This is a genomic window from Chryseobacterium gleum (assembly GCF_900636535.1).
Taxonomy (GTDB): Bacteria; Bacteroidota; Bacteroidia; order Flavobacteriales; family Weeksellaceae; genus Chryseobacterium; species Chryseobacterium gleum.
The window spans coordinates 1,585,763-1,603,231 of the sequence record NZ_LR134289.1; the positions used below are offsets into that span (position 1 = coordinate 1,585,763).

13 protein-coding genes are annotated in these 17,469 nt (G+C 39.1%); 3 read left to right on the forward strand and 10 right to left on the reverse strand.

Annotation, left to right across the window (positions count from 1 at the left end):
- From EL165_RS07320 to EL165_RS07330, 3 genes are all read right to left on the reverse strand, one after another.
- Positions 1 to 5,430: an N-6 DNA methylase gene (locus tag EL165_RS07320; protein WP_002978191.1), complete on the reverse strand. Its 5,430-nt coding sequence runs from the start codon at positions 5,428 to 5,430 to the stop codon at positions 1 to 3.
- Entirely contained in the window at positions 5,417 to 5,854 is a 438-nt protein-coding gene (locus EL165_RS07325; protein ID WP_002978189.1) for a DUF1896 domain-containing protein, read from the reverse strand. The genes EL165_RS07320 and EL165_RS07325 overlap by 14 nt, the downstream gene beginning before the upstream one ends.
- A 142-nt stretch (positions 5,855 to 5,996) precedes the next feature.
- Positions 5,997 to 6,287: an ORF6N domain-containing protein gene (locus EL165_RS07330; RefSeq protein ID WP_198418456.1), complete on the reverse strand. Its 291-nt coding sequence runs from the start codon at positions 6,285 to 6,287 to the stop codon at positions 5,997 to 5,999.
- Between the two features lie 262 nt (positions 6,288 to 6,549).
- Between EL165_RS07330 and EL165_RS07335 the strand changes: the two genes are divergently transcribed.
- Both EL165_RS07335 and EL165_RS07340 read left to right on the forward strand, forming a co-directional pair.
- Entirely contained in the window at positions 6,550 to 7,287 is a 738-nt protein-coding gene (locus EL165_RS07335) for a helix-turn-helix domain-containing protein (RefSeq protein WP_164720330.1), read from the forward strand.
- A gap of 86 nt (positions 7,288 to 7,373) precedes the next feature.
- Positions 7,374 to 8,120 carry a glucose 1-dehydrogenase gene (locus tag EL165_RS07340; protein WP_185097069.1) on the forward strand — a complete coding sequence of 249 codons (747 nt, stop codon included), beginning with the start codon at positions 7,374 to 7,376 and terminating at the stop codon, positions 8,118 to 8,120.
- Between the two features lie 82 nt (positions 8,121 to 8,202).
- On the opposite strand, the gene EL165_RS07345 is transcribed toward EL165_RS07340, so the two are convergent.
- The 7 genes from EL165_RS07345 to EL165_RS07375 all read right to left on the reverse strand — a co-directional run bounded on the left by EL165_RS07345 (position 8,203) and on the right by EL165_RS07375 (position 15,440).
- Positions 8,203 to 9,081, reverse strand: coding sequence for a nucleotidyl transferase AbiEii/AbiGii toxin family protein (locus tag EL165_RS07345; protein WP_232529190.1), 879 nt, complete (start codon positions 9,079 to 9,081; stop codon positions 8,203 to 8,205).
- Positions 9,082 to 9,122: 41 nt separating this feature from the next.
- On the reverse strand, positions 9,123 to 9,911 hold the full coding sequence (locus EL165_RS07350; protein ID WP_002978180.1) for a type IV toxin-antitoxin system AbiEi family antitoxin: 789 nt from the start codon (positions 9,909 to 9,911) through the stop codon (positions 9,123 to 9,125).
- Between the two features lie 118 nt (positions 9,912 to 10,029).
- On the reverse strand, positions 10,030 to 12,105 hold the full coding sequence (locus EL165_RS07355) for a type IA DNA topoisomerase (RefSeq protein WP_002978178.1): 2,076 nt from the start codon (positions 12,103 to 12,105) through the stop codon (positions 10,030 to 10,032).
- A gap of 6 nt (positions 12,106 to 12,111) precedes the next feature.
- The gene (locus EL165_RS07360) at positions 12,112 to 13,575 is read right to left on the reverse strand and encodes a DUF3945 domain-containing protein (protein ID WP_002978176.1); all 1,464 of its coding nucleotides are present in this window, start codon (positions 13,573 to 13,575) and stop codon (positions 12,112 to 12,114) included.
- A 97-nt stretch (positions 13,576 to 13,672) separates the two neighbouring features.
- On the reverse strand, positions 13,673 to 13,966 hold the full coding sequence (locus tag EL165_RS07365) for a helix-turn-helix domain-containing protein (RefSeq protein ID WP_002978174.1): 294 nt from the start codon (positions 13,964 to 13,966) through the stop codon (positions 13,673 to 13,675).
- A 24-nt stretch (positions 13,967 to 13,990) separates the two neighbouring features.
- The gene (locus EL165_RS07370) at positions 13,991 to 14,344 is read right to left on the reverse strand and encodes a helix-turn-helix domain-containing protein (RefSeq protein WP_002978173.1); all 354 of its coding nucleotides are present in this window, start codon (positions 14,342 to 14,344) and stop codon (positions 13,991 to 13,993) included.
- Between the two features lie 250 nt (positions 14,345 to 14,594).
- Positions 14,595 to 15,440, reverse strand: a complete 846-nt coding sequence (locus tag EL165_RS07375; RefSeq protein WP_041461704.1) for an RteC domain-containing protein — start codon at positions 15,438 to 15,440, stop codon at positions 14,595 to 14,597.
- Positions 15,441 to 16,053: 613 nt separating this feature from the next.
- Between EL165_RS07375 and EL165_RS07385 the strand changes: the two genes are divergently transcribed.
- Positions 16,054 to 17,127, forward strand: a complete 1,074-nt coding sequence (locus EL165_RS07385) for a helix-turn-helix domain-containing protein (protein ID WP_002978168.1) — start codon at positions 16,054 to 16,056, stop codon at positions 17,125 to 17,127.
- Positions 17,128 to 17,469: the final 342 nt, after the last annotated feature.

Here is a 17,469-nt window from a genome sequence, read left to right on the forward strand (position 1 = left end):
TTATAATACCCCTCGTGGCAGATGAACGCCTTTTGTCCGAATAATACTTTCTGAAATCTTTGGTGTTTCTTGCTTTTTTTCGGCTTGTTCCGCAGGTTCCTGTTTTTGTTCCGGTTCAATGGATAGCTGTATCTTACGGTCAATAGCCGCCAATTCCGTTTTGAGTTCGCTCAATCGGTTTTCCTTTGACCACGTACCATTGACAACCCCCTGAAGTATCGGAATATCTTTTTGGAACTCGGCAATTTTCTTTTGCTCCTGCTCGATATAGCCGGGCAATTTCTCCAGTGCATTAAGGAAGTTCATAGCCGCCAGCTTTTCATCTTTGGCGATTAGACCGTTGTTGTAGGTATATTTGATATTGCCCTCTCCTTGTACCAAAAAACGGTTTACCTTTATATCCACGCCCTCTTTTTCAGACATTTTGGTTTTGACCAATAAGGTAAAACCGTACAGGCTTCCTATTTCTTCGTACTGACCTCCGGTACGGGCTTTGTCCGCAAGCTGGTTGAGCTTTGCACCGATTTGTTTCATATCCCCATTGGGTGGTAAACCGTCCAACTGCACAGGATTTGCGATTGTACCGTCTGAATGCTTTTGTAAGCGCCCTTGAAGATTTTCCCAATCAAGGCTCATTCGGTTAAAACGGGACTGCGCACCTTCCAGCAATTCCGTAAAGTCTTGCAGTTTGTATTTGGCGCTGAATTTAGAACGGTTGAACGCCTGTTTTTCGCTTTCCAGTCCGGCAATCTGTTTTTCTAACTTGGCTTTATCTAACAGGTCTGTATTCCCTGATAGGATAGCCACGTATTCCGAAAAGTTCATTCCCGATTTTTCGTCCATACTGCCCTCGTCAATCGTTCGTTTGCCGAGATTGTTATTTTTTAGTTGGTCTATAAATAGCTGTTTATTATAAAGCAGGTTAAACTTGTAACTATCCAATGATTTTTCAACAGCATAGATAATCACATCTACTTTGTTATCGGCAAAGAATTTGGCAATTTCATTACCTTTTCGGACAGCCCTACCGTCACGTTGGGCAAGGTCGCTTGGTCGCCACGGTGTATCGAGATGATGAACGCCAACGGCTCTTTTCTGTGCGTTTACCCCTGTACCCAACATACTTGTAGAACCAAACAGCACACGGATTTTACCCTCGTTCATTCCTTTGATAATTTCCTTACGTTGCTTATCATTTTTCGCCTCCTGAATAAAGCGGACTTCATTTGTAGGTATGCCGTGGTCTTCCACGAGCTTACGTTTGATTTCGGAGTACACATTCCATTCGCCCGGCTTGTAGGTTCCCAAATCGGAGAAAACGAACTGCGTTCCTTTCTGTGCGTTGTATTGGTTGTAATACTTGGCAATGTTTGCCGCACAATGCGAAGCCTTGTTATCGGGGTGGTCATCATACGCACCGCTTACCATTCGCATATCAAGCGACATCTTACGGGCGTAATCTGTGGCGATAAGCATCTTTGCTTTTTCTTCCGATGGAGATAAAGGTGCTCTTCCGAGTAGTTCTCCTTTGCCTGTTTTTGCAAATTCCATCAGGCTTTTGATAAATTCTTCTTGGTCGGGAGTAGGTGGTATGTTATACAATACCTCGTTTTTATTAGGGCGGTCAATACCTATATCCTTTGCCGTTCGGTAATCCGTAATTTCGGAGTAGAACTGTGCAAGCTCCGGCACTTTGATAAAGTAGCGGAAACGTTCTTTTGCTACAATATTATTGGCAACCGAAAATTCATAATCGGTCGTTTTTCTTGCGTAGATAGCCGCCCAAGCATCAAAACAGTTGATACCCTGTTTTTCCAATGCTCTTGGGCGTAAATACTTAAACAGCAGGTACAGCTCCGTTAAGGAGTTGCTTATCGTTGTTCCCGAAAGAAAGGTTGCACCCATATCCGCATCGGTACGTTCTTGTATGGTTCTGATGGCAAACAGCAGGTTCAGGGCTTTTTGGCTACCGTCCACGTTACCCAATCCGGCTACACGACTGTGGCGGGTGTTGAACATCAGGTTTTTAAATTGGTGGCTTTCGTCGATAAACAAATGGTCTATGCCCATCATTTTAAAATCGACAATATCATCTTTGCGGTTTTCAATGTCGTGCTGTAAAGTCTTTAGTTTTACTTCAAGATTTTCTTTTCGCTTAATCGCTCCGGCAAGCATACCCCTTGTTACTTCAGCTCCCTGCGACTGCATCGCATCGAGGTTTCGCTCTACATTATCCAATTCGATTTCGAGGATTTCCTTTTGTACTTCGGGCGATTGCGGTATCATACCGAATTGGTCGTGGGTTAAAATCACGCAATCCCAATCATTGTTTTTAATATCCCCGAAAATCCGCAGGCGTTTTTGGGGAGTAAAATCTTCTTTGCCCGGAAACAGGATTTTAGCGTGTGGATAAGCAGTGCGATAGGCTTCAGCAATTTCGTGTACATTACTTTTCAGCCCGATAATCATTGGTTTATGAGCCAATCCCAACCGTTTCATTTCCTGTGCTGCCGTACACATTATCAGTGTTTTCCCTGCACCAACCTCGTGGTCACATATAGCACCGTTATTGAGTTTAATCATCAATACGGCATCTTTCTGACTTCCGTACAGGTCTTCAATACCCAACGCTTTACGGTCTAAACCCGGAAATTCCTGATGGCTTCCGTCATAGTTCGGACGAACGAAACAGTTAAATTTATCGTTGTATTGGTCGGTAAGCCTGTTTTTAAACTCATTGTTCTGTGCGTGCAGCCAATCGGTAAAAGCGGCACGGATTTCGTCAATTTTGGTGTTTGCCATCTGTATGGCTTCCATATCTTTTACCTTGACTTCCTTGCCGTCTATTTTTACTTTTTTGGTAATATCAGGCGTGGTATTAACGAGGGCATGTTTGAGCAAGGCAACGCCGTCAAACGTCCTATTTTCTGCTTTTACCGCATATTTTACCCATATATTTTGATTGCCCCGATTGCAGATTACCGAAAAATCATCGGAGCTGTCGGAGTAATAGATATTCACTTCTGCATCGAACAGGTGCGAAGCAAATTTGGCATAAATGCCTGTGGGTATCCAGCGTTCGCCCAAATTAAAATCCAGTTCTTCAAATTCGATACGTCTTGGTCGGGCTTCTTCCAATACCGTAAGGCTTTGTTTGGCTTCCTTATCTTCCGGATTGCTTTCTACATATTCCCTTATTTCCTGTGCTTTCTCTACTACGTTTCCGGCTATCCAGCGTTCGGAAATTTCGTATTCCCTTTGCTGGGGATTGTAGAAAATACGACCGTGCAAAGCATCTTTTAAAGCATCTGCAGACATACTGCTGATTTCGGACATATAGTCCAAATCCACACTTCCGTATTTATTCAACGAGGAGGCTAACGCTTCTTCAGGGTTATCGGTTGCTAATGTTGTCGTGGAAAAACTTACAGGGTGGCTGAAAATATCCGCTTTATGGATAACACCGCCTTTTACACGTTCCAAATAAGGGATTTCCTTTCCGGCACTGTCCGTTTTAATCAGCTTGATATTGTCGGCACTGTTCAGACTTCCATACCTTTTTACAAAGGCATCATACAGGTGGTTAAGATTTTCCCTTTCTTCCTTATGTTCGGTCTGTAACTCCGCTTCTTTATTGTAAAGCTGTTGGTAAATATCACGTACTCCGATATACGCTTCGGCTCTTGCTTTTTGTAAAGACGGTAATTGCAATGGATGGAACATAGCCGTTTTATCGTCTTTGTCCACTTCTTGCAAATGACCCACCCAGCCATTATCAACCACAAGGCAATCGTTACGGTGGAACGATTGCAATTCGCCACTGTACGGAGCAGGTTCGGGAATGGTAACTGCTACGGCAATGGCTGGCTTATCAGCCTGGCCGTTACCGTTTGCCTGTGAAAATAAATCTCCGATTACTTCCTGTTTTGTTCCGTTGGGTGGCGTAGTTCTATTGACTGTTCCATTGGAAACCGGAGCTGTATAAGGCTGTTGCATCGCTGAACTGAACAAGTCAGTCTTGCGACCAATGTTAGCACGTTGTTTCTTGGTAGTTTGTTTTTTAGCTTGTGTTGCTTTCTTTGGCGGAGCTAAAACCGCTACGCTTTCGTCATCATTTTCAAACAGGTCGAAAATGCTCAACTGCTTTAATTCCTGTGGGCTTTCCTGTATGATAGCTGATTGCGTAAAACGAGGTTGTTCCGGCTGTATGATCTCACGTTCAATAACCGGTGGTGTAATAATAGGCTGTATCGGAATTTGTATGATAGGTTCATCGTTCTTTTCTCCTTTGTACAAAGACGAGTTCAAATGCTTTCCAAAATCATCGGAAAGCATTTGTTTAAGGCTGTTTGCAATGCCCTCAACACCCTTGTCGTGCGTATAGATTAAAGCAGGTTGCCCGTAAGGGTCGGTATCTACTTTCCAATGTGTATGTACAATTTTTTCACTTTCATCTAATAAAGCATTGCTTGGCGTACCATATCCTGTTTTTGTACTTTGGCAAAACAGATCTTCCCTTTCGGTCAGATTTTGTTTTGCCGTATTCTTTTGGAGAATGATAAGGTCGCTTCCGACCTCTGTACCTGCATAATCTGTAAAAAGGTTATTGGGTAAACGAATTACCGATACCAAATCGTTGTTTTCCAACAATGCCCTGCGTATAGGTTCATTTTTTGCACTGTTTAAAATTCCCTGTGAGGTAATAAAAGCCTGTAAACCGCCATCACGGAGCATATCATTCCCTTTCAGAAAAAAATAATTATGAATGCTTCGGGCAGCCTGAACTTTTGCACTGTCTTTGCTTCGGGAATATGATAGATCAAAAACAGAAGTATCACCGAAAGGAATATTGCTTGCAACAACATCGTAACTGTTTTGTTCTTTTTCGGATATTTCTTCAAAACCGCTTATACGGACAGTGCTTTCGGGATAAAGCTGTTTTAATATTTTTCCTGTAAGCACATCCTTTTCGTAGGCTGTAACTTTGGTTTCGTTCCCTGCAAAAGATTGGACAAAAGACCCGATACCTGCCGATGGTTCAAGAAATTTGTCAATGTGCAGATTGTTATCACACATTACCTGTGAAATGACATCTATGACCTGTGGTGGTGTATAAAAAGCGGTCAGTACAGAGCTTTTCATACTGTCCACATACCTGCGGTATTGTTTTTCGTCTTGGGAATTTTCTTTTAGTAGTTGGTGGAGTTCCTGAGTAATAGGGAAAAGGTCGTGTTCGGTTTTTCTCCAATGATTGATGTCTATTTCTTCAGCTATGGGGTTCAGCACGAATTTAAGACCGCCAAATCCGCTGTATTGCATCATTAGCAGTCTTTCGCCTACGGTGGCTTGACGGTTCTCCTTTTCCAGTTTAAAAGCAATTCGTAAGGCATCAATGTTTTGTTGGAGATGTTGCTTTTTACTGAAGCCCATTTTCCTCTATCCATATTGCGATGGTTCCGGTTACTTCCGTATAAAGAGCATCAAACTCATAGGTGTAAGCGAAATCATCAGTTAATTCATAGTTGGAAAAAACAGGCTCACAGACAGGGAACATTTTAAGGGCGAACGGTCGCAGTTCTTCGTCTGCCATCAGGGTATCAAACTCATTGCAGACCACCTGGAAAACCGTATCGAATTTGGAGAAGTGCAAGCCCTCGAAAAGTATGTAATTGGCAATCTCATCGCATCTGTCGATGGCATTGCCGGAGCTGAATGCACCCTCGTAAGCATTGGAAGCCCACGAAGAACGCTGGTCGATAAATTTCTGGTCGTTTGCTTTTTCCGGAAAGCTGCTGTTAAGCTGTTCTTGCAGTCGTAATCTGAAATACGACAAGTCTTTTTGCTTTGTACTCATAATAAAATCTTGTTTAGAATTATTGCGTAAAGCCTAAAATTATTACAGGTTTTATGAGCCTTTGCAGAAGTGGCAGGGTTTGGCGTTGAAAGGCAGGATTTGGCGTAATGGGCTATAAAAAACCTCTGAATATTCAGAGGTTCTATATGTTGTTTAAGATGTTAAGCATTGTGCCAACTTCTATATCCATCCGTGAAAAGGCAAACCATTTTTTGCCCAGGTCTTTGAGCGATGCACCGATATGGTAAAGTTCGGTTTCATCAATTATCAAAAAACGGTCGTGGGCATCGGAGAAAATCTCAATTTCAATCAGGGGATATTGGCTGTTGTAACGTTTTACAGCTTTGTTCAGTATTTTGGTTTCCACCTGATATAATGTAGCAATGCCACTATCCAGCATTACCTGTTTGATAGGTATAGAATATGAAAGCAAATACAGTATAGAATTAAACCACATTTCAGAATCATCGGTAAAAATTGATAAACGCCACCTTTTTAAATTTGTTTACATTTGTATTTAATGTATTCATAAGGATAAAATGGACAGTTACTCTATAAAGAATATCATAAGTTACAGAAAGCTCGACTGGAATATTTCAGAGGAATTCCTGTACCTCACGGATATACCTGAAGTTTTCGAGCCTTTTACACTCAAACCTGATTATTATTCTTATGGACTAATCAAAACTGGAAGTATGCTCGTTGAAGTTGACAACAATGCTCTTTATATAGATGCAAACTCTTTGCTCGTATATCGACCTAATCAAACCCTGAAAATATTAGACATAGCTTCTGGAACTACAGGCGCATTTGTTCTTTTCACAAGAAAGTTCGTTGATTATCTTTTTGAAAGTTTTTTTTCAATTGCTCCACATTCGTTTCTTAGAAGTCAGTTTGGTTCTCACATTACTTTATCCAGAACTGACCATAACAAAATTAGCTCACTGTTTAGCCAAACCATTCGTTTCTTAGATAATTCTGAAACAAAGACTGAACGATGGACATATTCAGCCAAATGTATTCTTTTGGCATTGATAAATGAAACCGATTTTGTTTTAAATAAATATAAACTTGATAAATATGATACAAATCGCCGTGAGATAGAGATTAGCAATTCTTTTAAGAATTTCGTAGCTCAAAATTATATCAATGAACGCAACATTGATTTTTATGCTAAGAACTTAAACATAAGCAGTAACTATTTGCATAAGGTGATAAAAAGAAGATATGGTCAAACCCCGATTGAAATTATAAACAATGCGTTATTATCCGAATGTAAATCACGTTTATCCTATTCTGATTCTTCAATAGGTGAGATTGCAGATGATATGGGATTTGAAAGTATCCAATCTTTCAGTAAATATTTTAAAAAACATACAGGCACATCGCCCTCCCTTTACCGGAATGACACCCTGTCTTTAAACAATCCATAAATGGACAATTAATGTCAAGTTTCGGACAAATAAGCTTGATGTTGTTTCGATTAACTTTGTTTAGTTTAAAATTAATCAAAAATAATATGGAACGTTTAAAAGGAAAAATTGCAATTGTAACAGGTGCGGCCCAAGGTATGGGAGAATCACACGCAAGAACTTTCATTGCCGAAGGTGCAAAAGTAGTTCTTACAGACCTTAACGAAGAAAGAGGAAAAGCCATTGCCGACGAACTGGGCGAAAATGCTATTTTCATAAAACAAGATGTTACCAAAGTTGAAGATTGGAAAAAGGTGGTTGCAGAAGCTGAAGCAACATTTGGTCACGTAAATGTGTTGGTAAACAATGCGGGTATATTGGGACCGATAAAAACCATTACAGAAATTTCAGAAGCTGAATATTTGAAAGTTATTGAGATTAACCAAAATGCTGTTTTTTATGGTATGAAATACACTATACCATCGATGCAGAAAGCTGGTATAGGTTCTATTGTCAACATTTCTTCTGTTGCAGGAATTGTCGCAATTCCGGGATACCCAAGTTTGGCATATATGGGAAGTAAATTTGCAGTGAGAGGGCTTACTAAAGCTGCGGCAGTGGAATATGGGAAAGAAAACATTCGTGCTAATTCCGTCCACCCCGGTTATATCAAAACCCCAATGATGGTAGAAGCAACAGATGAAGATGGAAGTGGCGCTGCAGATGCAATTCTTTTGGCGAGAATGGCAGATGCTGTAGAGGTCAGTAATTTAGTTATATTCTTAGCTTCCGACGAATCTTCATTCCTTACTGGTACAGAACAGGTAATCGACGGTGGTATGAGTATTCAATAGTACAGATTATACATCAATGCTTATATTTTTTAAAGAGGTAGTCCCGACAAGTTTCTTGAGAGACTATCTCATTTTTTTAAAATTAGCCAAACAGGACTTGTTTTAATTTATCTGTTGCCTCTTTATGTTTGGCTTTATCCATTCTGGAAAGGTTCAGTAATTTCCATTGAACAGAGGGCAGGTTGGCAACTTCTTCGATATTATCCAATCCCAATAATTCCCATTTAGGATTTTGTTCTTTGAACGATAATAGAAAATGGCGTTCATTTTCAGTCATATCCCGATGTATGGTTTCGATGAGCAATTCCCGTGTTTGTTCTAATTCTTCGACAGGAATATCCACTTCCGCCATTTGTGCAAACTCGGCTTCATATACTTCCCGTATGTCTTTACGGTGTGGAGCTAATAATTCTGCCATTGGTCGCTGATGGCTGATTAAGAACACAAGGAATGTTTTCCGTAAATCTTCGGTAAATCCCTCGTTTTCGAGCAGAAATTTTACATCAAACAAATCCCTTGGGTGTTGTCTGTCCAGAGCGGCAGCTATTTTTCCTGCGTATAAATCGGGTAAGGAAGCAACCTGTATTTCGGCATATCCAAATTCACGTTCAACGGTTTCACAAACTTCCATACGAATAGGCGAAAAAACCGTCCCGCGGATAACCGGCGACAATTCCACTTTGATACGCACATCGTCCAATTGCAGGATTAAGCGGAGTGCGTTGCTTTGTTCGTGTGTATTCTGAATATGAATACCGGAAATGGTTTTCTTAATCAGTTTGCTCAATCGGGATAATGCTTCACGGATATTGGCGAGTGCTTCCTCACGTCCTTCAGGGGGCAGATATAATAAATCAATATCAACCGACAATCTCGGAAGTTCCCGATAGAACAGGTTAATAGCCGTTCCTCCTTTTAGTGCAAAACACTTTTCGCTGTCCAAAAGCGGAAGGACACGCACCAACAGCTGAACTTGTTTATAGTAAATACTGTCTTTTTTCATTATAGTTGAAAATCTTTTGGTACTGTTATTTTATATGTTTTGTCAAGTTCGCCACCTTTAACGATAACCCTGTTACCCGAGCCGAGGTCTAAATTATCGGTATTCAGCTTGGAAAACCACGTATAATTATGCCTTGAAGCGAGCCAAAGAAAAAGGCGTTTGACTTTTACATTGGTGCAGACTTCCAATAATTTTTGCAAAGTTCTTGGCGAAAGTGAGGTCATTCCTTGTATAAGCTGGTCTGCGTGTTCCAATGATATTTTATTGGGCACTTCGTTCAGCATTTCAAGACAGGCTCTTTCCGGGCAGGATATTTTCAGTTCTCCCAAATCTTCTTTCCAGAAAACAGTAGATGTGTATTTATCTGAAACATTTTTTTCCATACCGGAAAAAAGCTCGTTTCGGGTATGTCGTACAAAATTTATGTTTTCCGACAATTCATTTGCCCAAACAGGTAATTTATCGTTACCATACAGATGAATATTTTCCTTTTTTGAAGTTGGTATATAGTGGGAAAAACCTTTTAGTTCCAACGCCGTCAATCCACCCACCACAAAATCTGTTTCCATTACAGATTGCAAGGTGTAAACTATGCTTTGCCAAGACAACTGAACTTTGCCACGTATATAAAGCCCTTTCCACAAAGATTTCAGTTGCTTGCTTTTTACCAGATTGTCTATGGCGTGTTTGTCCAAAGAAGCCTGCTCAGCCAGCCAGTTGCGGGTAACTATCATACTTTCGGGCATCATCTGTTCGAGTAATTTTCGTCGTTCGGGATTGAGTGCCATATTTATCAATTTTGATATAGACGGCGTTAATCGCCGTCAAGACAAAATTACATAAATATTTTGTTTAACACAAGAAAACATAACGGCGTTAATCGCCGTTATGTTGAATTTGTATAAATTATTTCTTTTTTCGTTTATCAAACTCAAAGGAACTTTCGGCATTTTCATTCAATACGATGTAGGCATCGAATTTCTTTCCGGCTTTGCTTTTCATTCCTTTGATAAGCGGGCTTTTAAGGTTATTGATAAGGCTCGTTATATCGGCTATGCTTAATTGCACTTCACATATTTTGCGGAACTGCACCCAATTACAATTATCGTCAGGGCATTTTACAAGCTTATCACGGATAATTAATTGCTGGCTTTTACATTTAGGGCAGGTCAGCTTTGGCAGGTTTTCGTTGGCAATGGAAGTTTGCAGCAATTCGTCAGTTATGGACTTCGCATAGATTTCCATTTCTCTCAGGAATACTCTTGCATCAACTTCGTTGTTCTCGATTTTCTGCAAAGCCAATTCCCATTCGGCGGTCATTGCCACATCTGCAATTTTGCGGTCTTTTACCAATTCGTAAACCTGTAATCCTTTCTCGGTTGGGATTAAGGATTTTTTATCTCTTTGGATATAATTTCGGGTAAACAACGTTTCGATTATCGACGCTCTTGTGGCAGGTGTACCGATACCGATATTTTGCAGGGCTTTCCGTTCTTCTTCGTTTTCGATTTCCTTTCCTGCATTTTCCATTGCCGACAATAATCCGGCTTCAGTAAACAGTACGGGTGGTTTGGTTTTCTTCTCCAAACAGGAGGTTTCTTTAATCTTAAGCTCATCGCCCTTTTTCAGTTCGGGCAAATCCTGTATCGGTTCGGTATTTTCGTCCGAGAAATTGCCTTTTATGGAACGCCAGCCAGCCTCTAATATCTTACAGCCTTTCAGTGTAAAATCGTAGTGTGATACTTCCAACGCTATATCCGTAACTTCTTTTATGCAGGCTTGTGATATGGCTTCGAGTAAGCGAAAGGCAATCATATTATAGACTTTTGTTTCGTCCGCATTAACAGCTGACGGAATTTTATAGGTTATGAGCAATCCGTGGTGGTCTGTTACACGTAAATCGTTTACGATACGCTTATTAAACCGTCCCCATTTTAATTTTGATACCGCTTGCTTAAATTGCTCATTGTCCAATGCTCTTACAAGGTTTGGAATTTCAGCCCACATATCTTCAGGTATGTATTTACTTCCGGTACGAGGATAGGTAATAAACTTTTGCTCGTAAAGACTTTGAGCAATATTGAGCGTTTGCTCGGCAGACAGGTTCAGTTTTTTATTGGCTTCTTTTTGTAAACCTGTAAGGTCGAACAATAAAGGCGGTTGCTCCGTTACATTCTTGCTTTCCACCGACACAACCGTTGCAATTCCGTGTCTTTCGATTAACTTCAAAGTATCTTCGGCTAACTTTTGTTCGTCCCATTTCGTTTTAGAGATACTTTTGAAATCAATATTTTCTTTGTTGTGTGATAGCTGAATTTGCCAATACTTCTTAATAGAGAAATTTTTATTTTCCAGATAGCGTTTGCAAATCAGAGCTAATGTAGGCGTTTGTACTCTGCCCAGTGAGTAAACTCCGTTACCTGCGGAGATACTCAATGCTTGTGTGGCATTGATACCCACCAGCCAATCGGCACGGCTTCTTCCTTGTGCTGCCTGAAATAAACCGTCAAATGCTGTTCCGTTTTTCAAGTTGTCAAACCCTTGCTTGATTGCCTTTTCAGTAAGCGAACTAATCCAAAGCCGTTCAAATGGTTTCTTGCATTTCAGATGTTCGTAGATATAGCGAAAGATGAGTTCGCCCTCACGTCCTGCATCGGTAGCAACGATAATACTATCGCTTTTGTTAAACAGTTCTTTAATTATTTTCAGTTGCTTTAATGCTCCCATATCAGCTTGATAGCCTTTGTCTTTTTTGACCCTGCGAATGGTCAAAATAAACGGGTTTGGGAGGATGGGTAATGAAGCCTTGTCAAATCCCGAAATCCCGTAATCTTCGGGCATTCCCAAACCAATTAAATGACCAAATGCCCACGTAACAAAATAGCCATTACCCGTCAGGTAGCCGTCTTTTTTATCAGATGCTCCCAACAGGCTGGCTATTTCTCTTGCTACGCTTGGTTTTTCTGCAATGATTGTTTTCATACTTGATTACCTTTTTACGCCTTTGGATTTTGCAGGAGCTTTCGGCTTTTCCTGTTGTTCCTGCTGTTGTTTGTTTTTCGGTCTTTGTTGCCCCGACTTCAAAGGCTCTTTGATGTTTTTGGTCGCTTCGTTGGTTTTGCCCTCTGAATTGACGACAGTTTGTGTTTTATGGGCTTCGATAGGTTTTGCCTGTGCCTTAACTTGGCTTGGAAAGGCAAAATCAGTTTTTCCGGTTTCTTTGTTGAAAGTGATATAACCCTGATACGGTTGTCCTTTTTTATCTTTCAATCCATCAATGTAGATGGTTTGACCGGCTTTGAAATCCTTATGTTGATCATCGGTCAATTCTTTACCTCTGAATGTTTTTGGAGCTTCCTGAGATTGGTTTTGCTTATTTTCTTGAGTTTGTCCGTTGCTGTGGGTTTGCCTGTTAGAATTGTTTCGGTCGAACAAAAACTCCACATATCGCTTATCTGCATTGAACTGTACCGTTGCCGAAAATTCAGTTCCTTTCGTAGAAACCATACCTTCTAAATAAAGTGGTTTGCCTTCCAGTAGAGTTTGCTTTTGCTCTTCATTCAGTTTTACACCTTTAATTTCATCGGGAATTTTTATAAAATCCGTCCTCAATGCAATTACATCATTCGTTAGTCTGTCTATACTTATAATGGACGGCATCAGTTCTCCAGTTTTGGAATTTTTCAAATCTACCACACGCCCCATATTACCAGTTTCGAGCAGGTTCTTTTTGTCTTCATCCGTAAACTTGTGCCCGAAAAATTCAAAATGCAAATTGGGTTCTTTTTTGATGCCGTGTATTCCTACCACAACTTTTCCGTCTTCGGCTTGTTGTAAAGACAAGCGGGCATCTGTACGAAGAATTGTACCACCGAGGTTGACACCAATCGGTAAGAGTTCATTTGTTTTGTAACCTTTCAATAAAGGTTCAAGTAGGTTTCTCTTTTCAAGGTATTCCTTGCTTAATCCGAGATTGGTCATAGTATCCCAATCAATCTGTTCTGGTTTGTAGCGGTATTCGCTTGCTTCCTGTGTTGTTTGTGTTGTTGCCATATTATTTTGGTTTACTTGTTTCTTATCCGATTGCTGTTCTATTTTTACTTCGTGCTCTTTCATTATTTTTTCGCCTTCAGGAGTTGGCTTGTCAACCTGCTTTTGCATTTCCTGTGCTTTTTCAACAGCGATAGGTGCAGGTACTTTGAAGAATGAAAAATTGGTAGGGTTCTTTAACTGGCTGAAAAAATTGGAGAAGAAGTTCGAAAAGAAATCACCACTTTTGTCCACACGCATAAACTGGTTTTGGTTTTTCTTCGTGGGGTCAACAGTTTCCATTTTCCCGTTTTCGTCTATACTCTTTACAGCTTGGATTTTCATTTTTTCTTTATCCAGCACCAGCAATATGTCCGATAACTGTTCGGGCATTTCCTGTTTATTTATGGTTTCTTCACTCATAGTCTGAAAATTTTAAAATTCAATGCCGAATGTAAAGGAAGCCTTCACTGAATTGCATTACTTGGCACTGAAAGGCAGTGTTTGTCAATTATTGGCGTTATCTGGTTGAAGGTGGGTTAAAGCTATCTCTGATGAATTGATGAACATCAGACAATTTGTAATAAAGTTTGCCACTAATGGTGTAATAGGGCAGTTTGCCGATGGAGCGATACCGTTGCAGGGAACGGTTGCTGATTTTCAGCATCTGAAGTAAATCCTGGTTATCGAGTAGTTCCTCGCCATCTATGCTATTACGTTTCTTTTGTAACTCATCTATATTATCGCCCAGCATATCAAGACGTCCCATTAAGCGTTCCATCCACGCCAAAAATTCCATTCTGTCAATATTCATAATGATATTTTTAAGGGTTCATACCTATTTTTTATCTTTCTTTAGCTTTCTGCCTTTTTCGATGTAGCTTTTGCCTTTTGCCATAAGCTCCTGCACAAATTCGTCACTGCTCTGTATGGCATTGGCATTGAGCATTTCTTTGATAGCTCCAATGGTGTAGAAATACTGACCGTAAATTTTTGAATAAGATATCTCACCTTTAGTACGCATACGCCACAGCGTTTTCTCGCTGATGTGAAGGTATTGGCATACCTCATGGTTATTGAGCCAAAGGTCATCATAGCTTGTATTCTCCAATCTTTTCAGGTAGTCGGCAATGGCATTGATACAGCTGTTGAGCTGTTGCCAGGCTTCTTCTTCAATGGTTATTATTTTCATTGCACAGCTTTTTAAAGTTTACTATGCAAAGTTGTTAAGAGTGGCAGTGTTTGTCTGCCAAGCCTTGCCAATTGGTTTAGCGGTTTTTTGAAAATTTTTACATTTAGGGAAAACTCTTGTTTAATAAGGGTTTGGAGGCATTGGGGATATTTTGGAATACAGTTTTGCAAACATTTGCCAATTGGCAGATATGGGCAAAGAAAAAGCAGTACATTTTGTGTACTGCTCTGAACATACCGTTTTAATGTAGCTAAAGGTCTTTATCCATATATTCTTCGAGTGATATTTTGAGCTGGTCTAAAAATGCCGTCCGGGAACCTGCCCTTGTCTTCATTCGGTGGAAAGAGTGATGTATATCGTTTAAGGGGGTTCGGAATAGCACCTGAAAAATCAATGCTAATTTTCGAATGCCAATTTTTCCGTGTGCAATGGAATTGGAAGCATATAGAGCGTATATTAGTTCGATAAGTGCATTTTGAGAATTTGTCCAAGAAATATCTTTGTTCGCATCTCCGTTTGTTAAAATCATATCAGGGATTTCTTCAGGATTTATTTTGGTAAGCAGGTAAGTGTAGAGCAGTTCGTTGGCTATAATATGTGCCACTTTGTTATCATAGTAGGTTGAAAAGCTAAGGTCAATTTCAAATACTCCACTCTTTAATCCGTCGTGGTAGTTAATTTGATCGAGCCTGAAGTAAATATGATCACGGTCAACTCTGGAAGCACGATAATACCTGTAAAAATCCTCGTTGCATATACTCTCTTTATATTCTGCTTTGAGGGTTTTTAATAGGTTTTCGTAATAGCTTTGATGTATTTTACCATTACTCACGGGGCAAGTAGTTTCGATACGGAACACTTTGTTATAGTAAATGAGCTTTCCTAAAACTTGTGGCTTGACATTCTTAAAAAAGTCAATCTCCTGTTGTTCATCTACAAAGTTATCCTGCAATACTTTTGCTTTTATATTTCTCAGCATTTCATTTAAGAACAAAGTCATTTGGTATGCCTCGTCTGCCGTTCGCATCATTTGAGAAGACAGCTTATCTTCCTGACGATGAATTTGCGATAATATTTTATTCAACACGATTTCCATAGCATAGTAGTTTAGAAGTTCTTGCAATTTGTTTCGGAGTTGCATCTATTGTTGATAGTCCAAAATTTGGCAATAATATTGAAACCATTATCACAGCTTCCCCCCATTGGGGAGATTTTATTGATAATGAAAGTATATAGGGGAAGACGAAATAAAGGGTAAAACACTAATGCGCTTTACCCTTTATTTTTTATATTTGCAGTATTGATTTACAAGGTAATCAAATGAAAGCAAGTGCAGTAAGCACCATTACTAAATCGTTACCGATCGAGTTTTACTCTCTTGTAGACTACTCTTTATTAGCTACTTTGAGCTATATTAATCTTTTTGATGAAAAAAATTCAAATTTGCTCTGAACGAATATCTAAAAGCTTGGAACTACTTAGAACATACTAACGACGAGTATCTTTATTATAAAAATCTATATCACATTGGCGTTGTTAAAAGTTACCTCGGCCACTATGAAGAAGCAGTAAAAGTATTTGAAAAATGCCGGGCACATTATGGTGCAGAAAAAGCAATCGCTAATCTTCCCAATCTATCTTATAACAATAAGAAAGGTTTTTTAAACAGCCTTCAACAAAATGCTTCATGCCTTGTAGAGCTGAACCGTTTGGAAGAAGCTCGTTTATTAATTAACGAGGGCTTAAAAAAGACTGCTGGCGACATAGATTTTTACATTGAAAGAAGTTACTTTTATAAGTTACAGGGAATCATTGACTTTAAAAACAAAAACTACAATAGAGCAATTTCAAACTTTAATAATGCCCTCGCAGGTGTAGAAAAGAAAAATGATTTCACTAACATTTCCGCTGTCTATTTCTATAAAGGAAAAAGTCTTCTGCATAAAAACAAACTCAATGAAGCTATACAATATTTTAAAAAAGTTGATTCCATCTTTAAAAAACATGAGTTCATCTTACCTGAAGTAAGAGAAAGTTATGAGATATTGATCAATTTTTCTAAAAATACAAATAATGATAAAAAGGAGCTCTACTATACTAAACAGTTACTTAAAGTAGACCACATTCTTTCGACTGACTTCAAATATCTGTCTGAAAAAATCCATAAAGAATACGATACTAAAGATCTGCTGCAAGCAAAAAGAAGATTGGAAATTTCTAGTACCAACGGATATAGTATAGCATTTGTATTATTTTTCTTCCTGCTCGTTCTTTTCCTTATATTGTTTTTCAGATGGCAAAATGAAAAAAGAATCCAAGAAAAATATAACGAACTGTTGGCAAAAATGAAATCCGATGCTGAGCAAAAGCCAGCTGAAAAAGTAGATTTTAAGTTAAAAAACTCAAAACTAAATGAAGAAAAAGCCAATGAACTTTTATCTAAGCTAACAGCGCTTGAACGAGATAATTTCTTTCTTGAAAAAAGTATGACACTTAATAAACTTTCAATAAAATTAAAAACAAATACAACTTATCTATCTGAAATTATAAATGACTACAAAGGTTGCAATTTTAACACCTATTTAAATCAGCTTAGAATAAGCTATATAACGCAAAAATTGTATGAAGATAAATTATGGCGTAAATATTCTACTAATGCGTTAAGTGCTGAAGCAGGATTCACCAACAAATCAAAATTTTCAAAGGCCTTCTACAACAGAAACGGGCTATCACCAATTGAATTCATAAGAAAAAGAAATAAGGAATTAGGTGATGATGTGTAAATACTTTCATTTTTATTTCCTACACCTGCTTTCGCCTCCAACTCTGAGCTTTTATCCACTTCTAATTAATACCCATTGCACGTACTTACCGCAGTAATCTGGCATTATTTCTCCTTTCGATATATAGATTACGGTACTAATGGTTCCATCAACCTCCCATTCACCACTTACAGTACATTTTTTACCTGTTGCTAAAGAAACTTTCAAATTTTAGTTATTGTTTTTTAATTCGACTAACACGATATCGAGAATCGGGATCACGAATTTAGAGAAGCAATGCTTTTCTTAATAATGCCAGGTGGTACGATTTATAAATTGTACCCGGTACAATTTATAAATCAT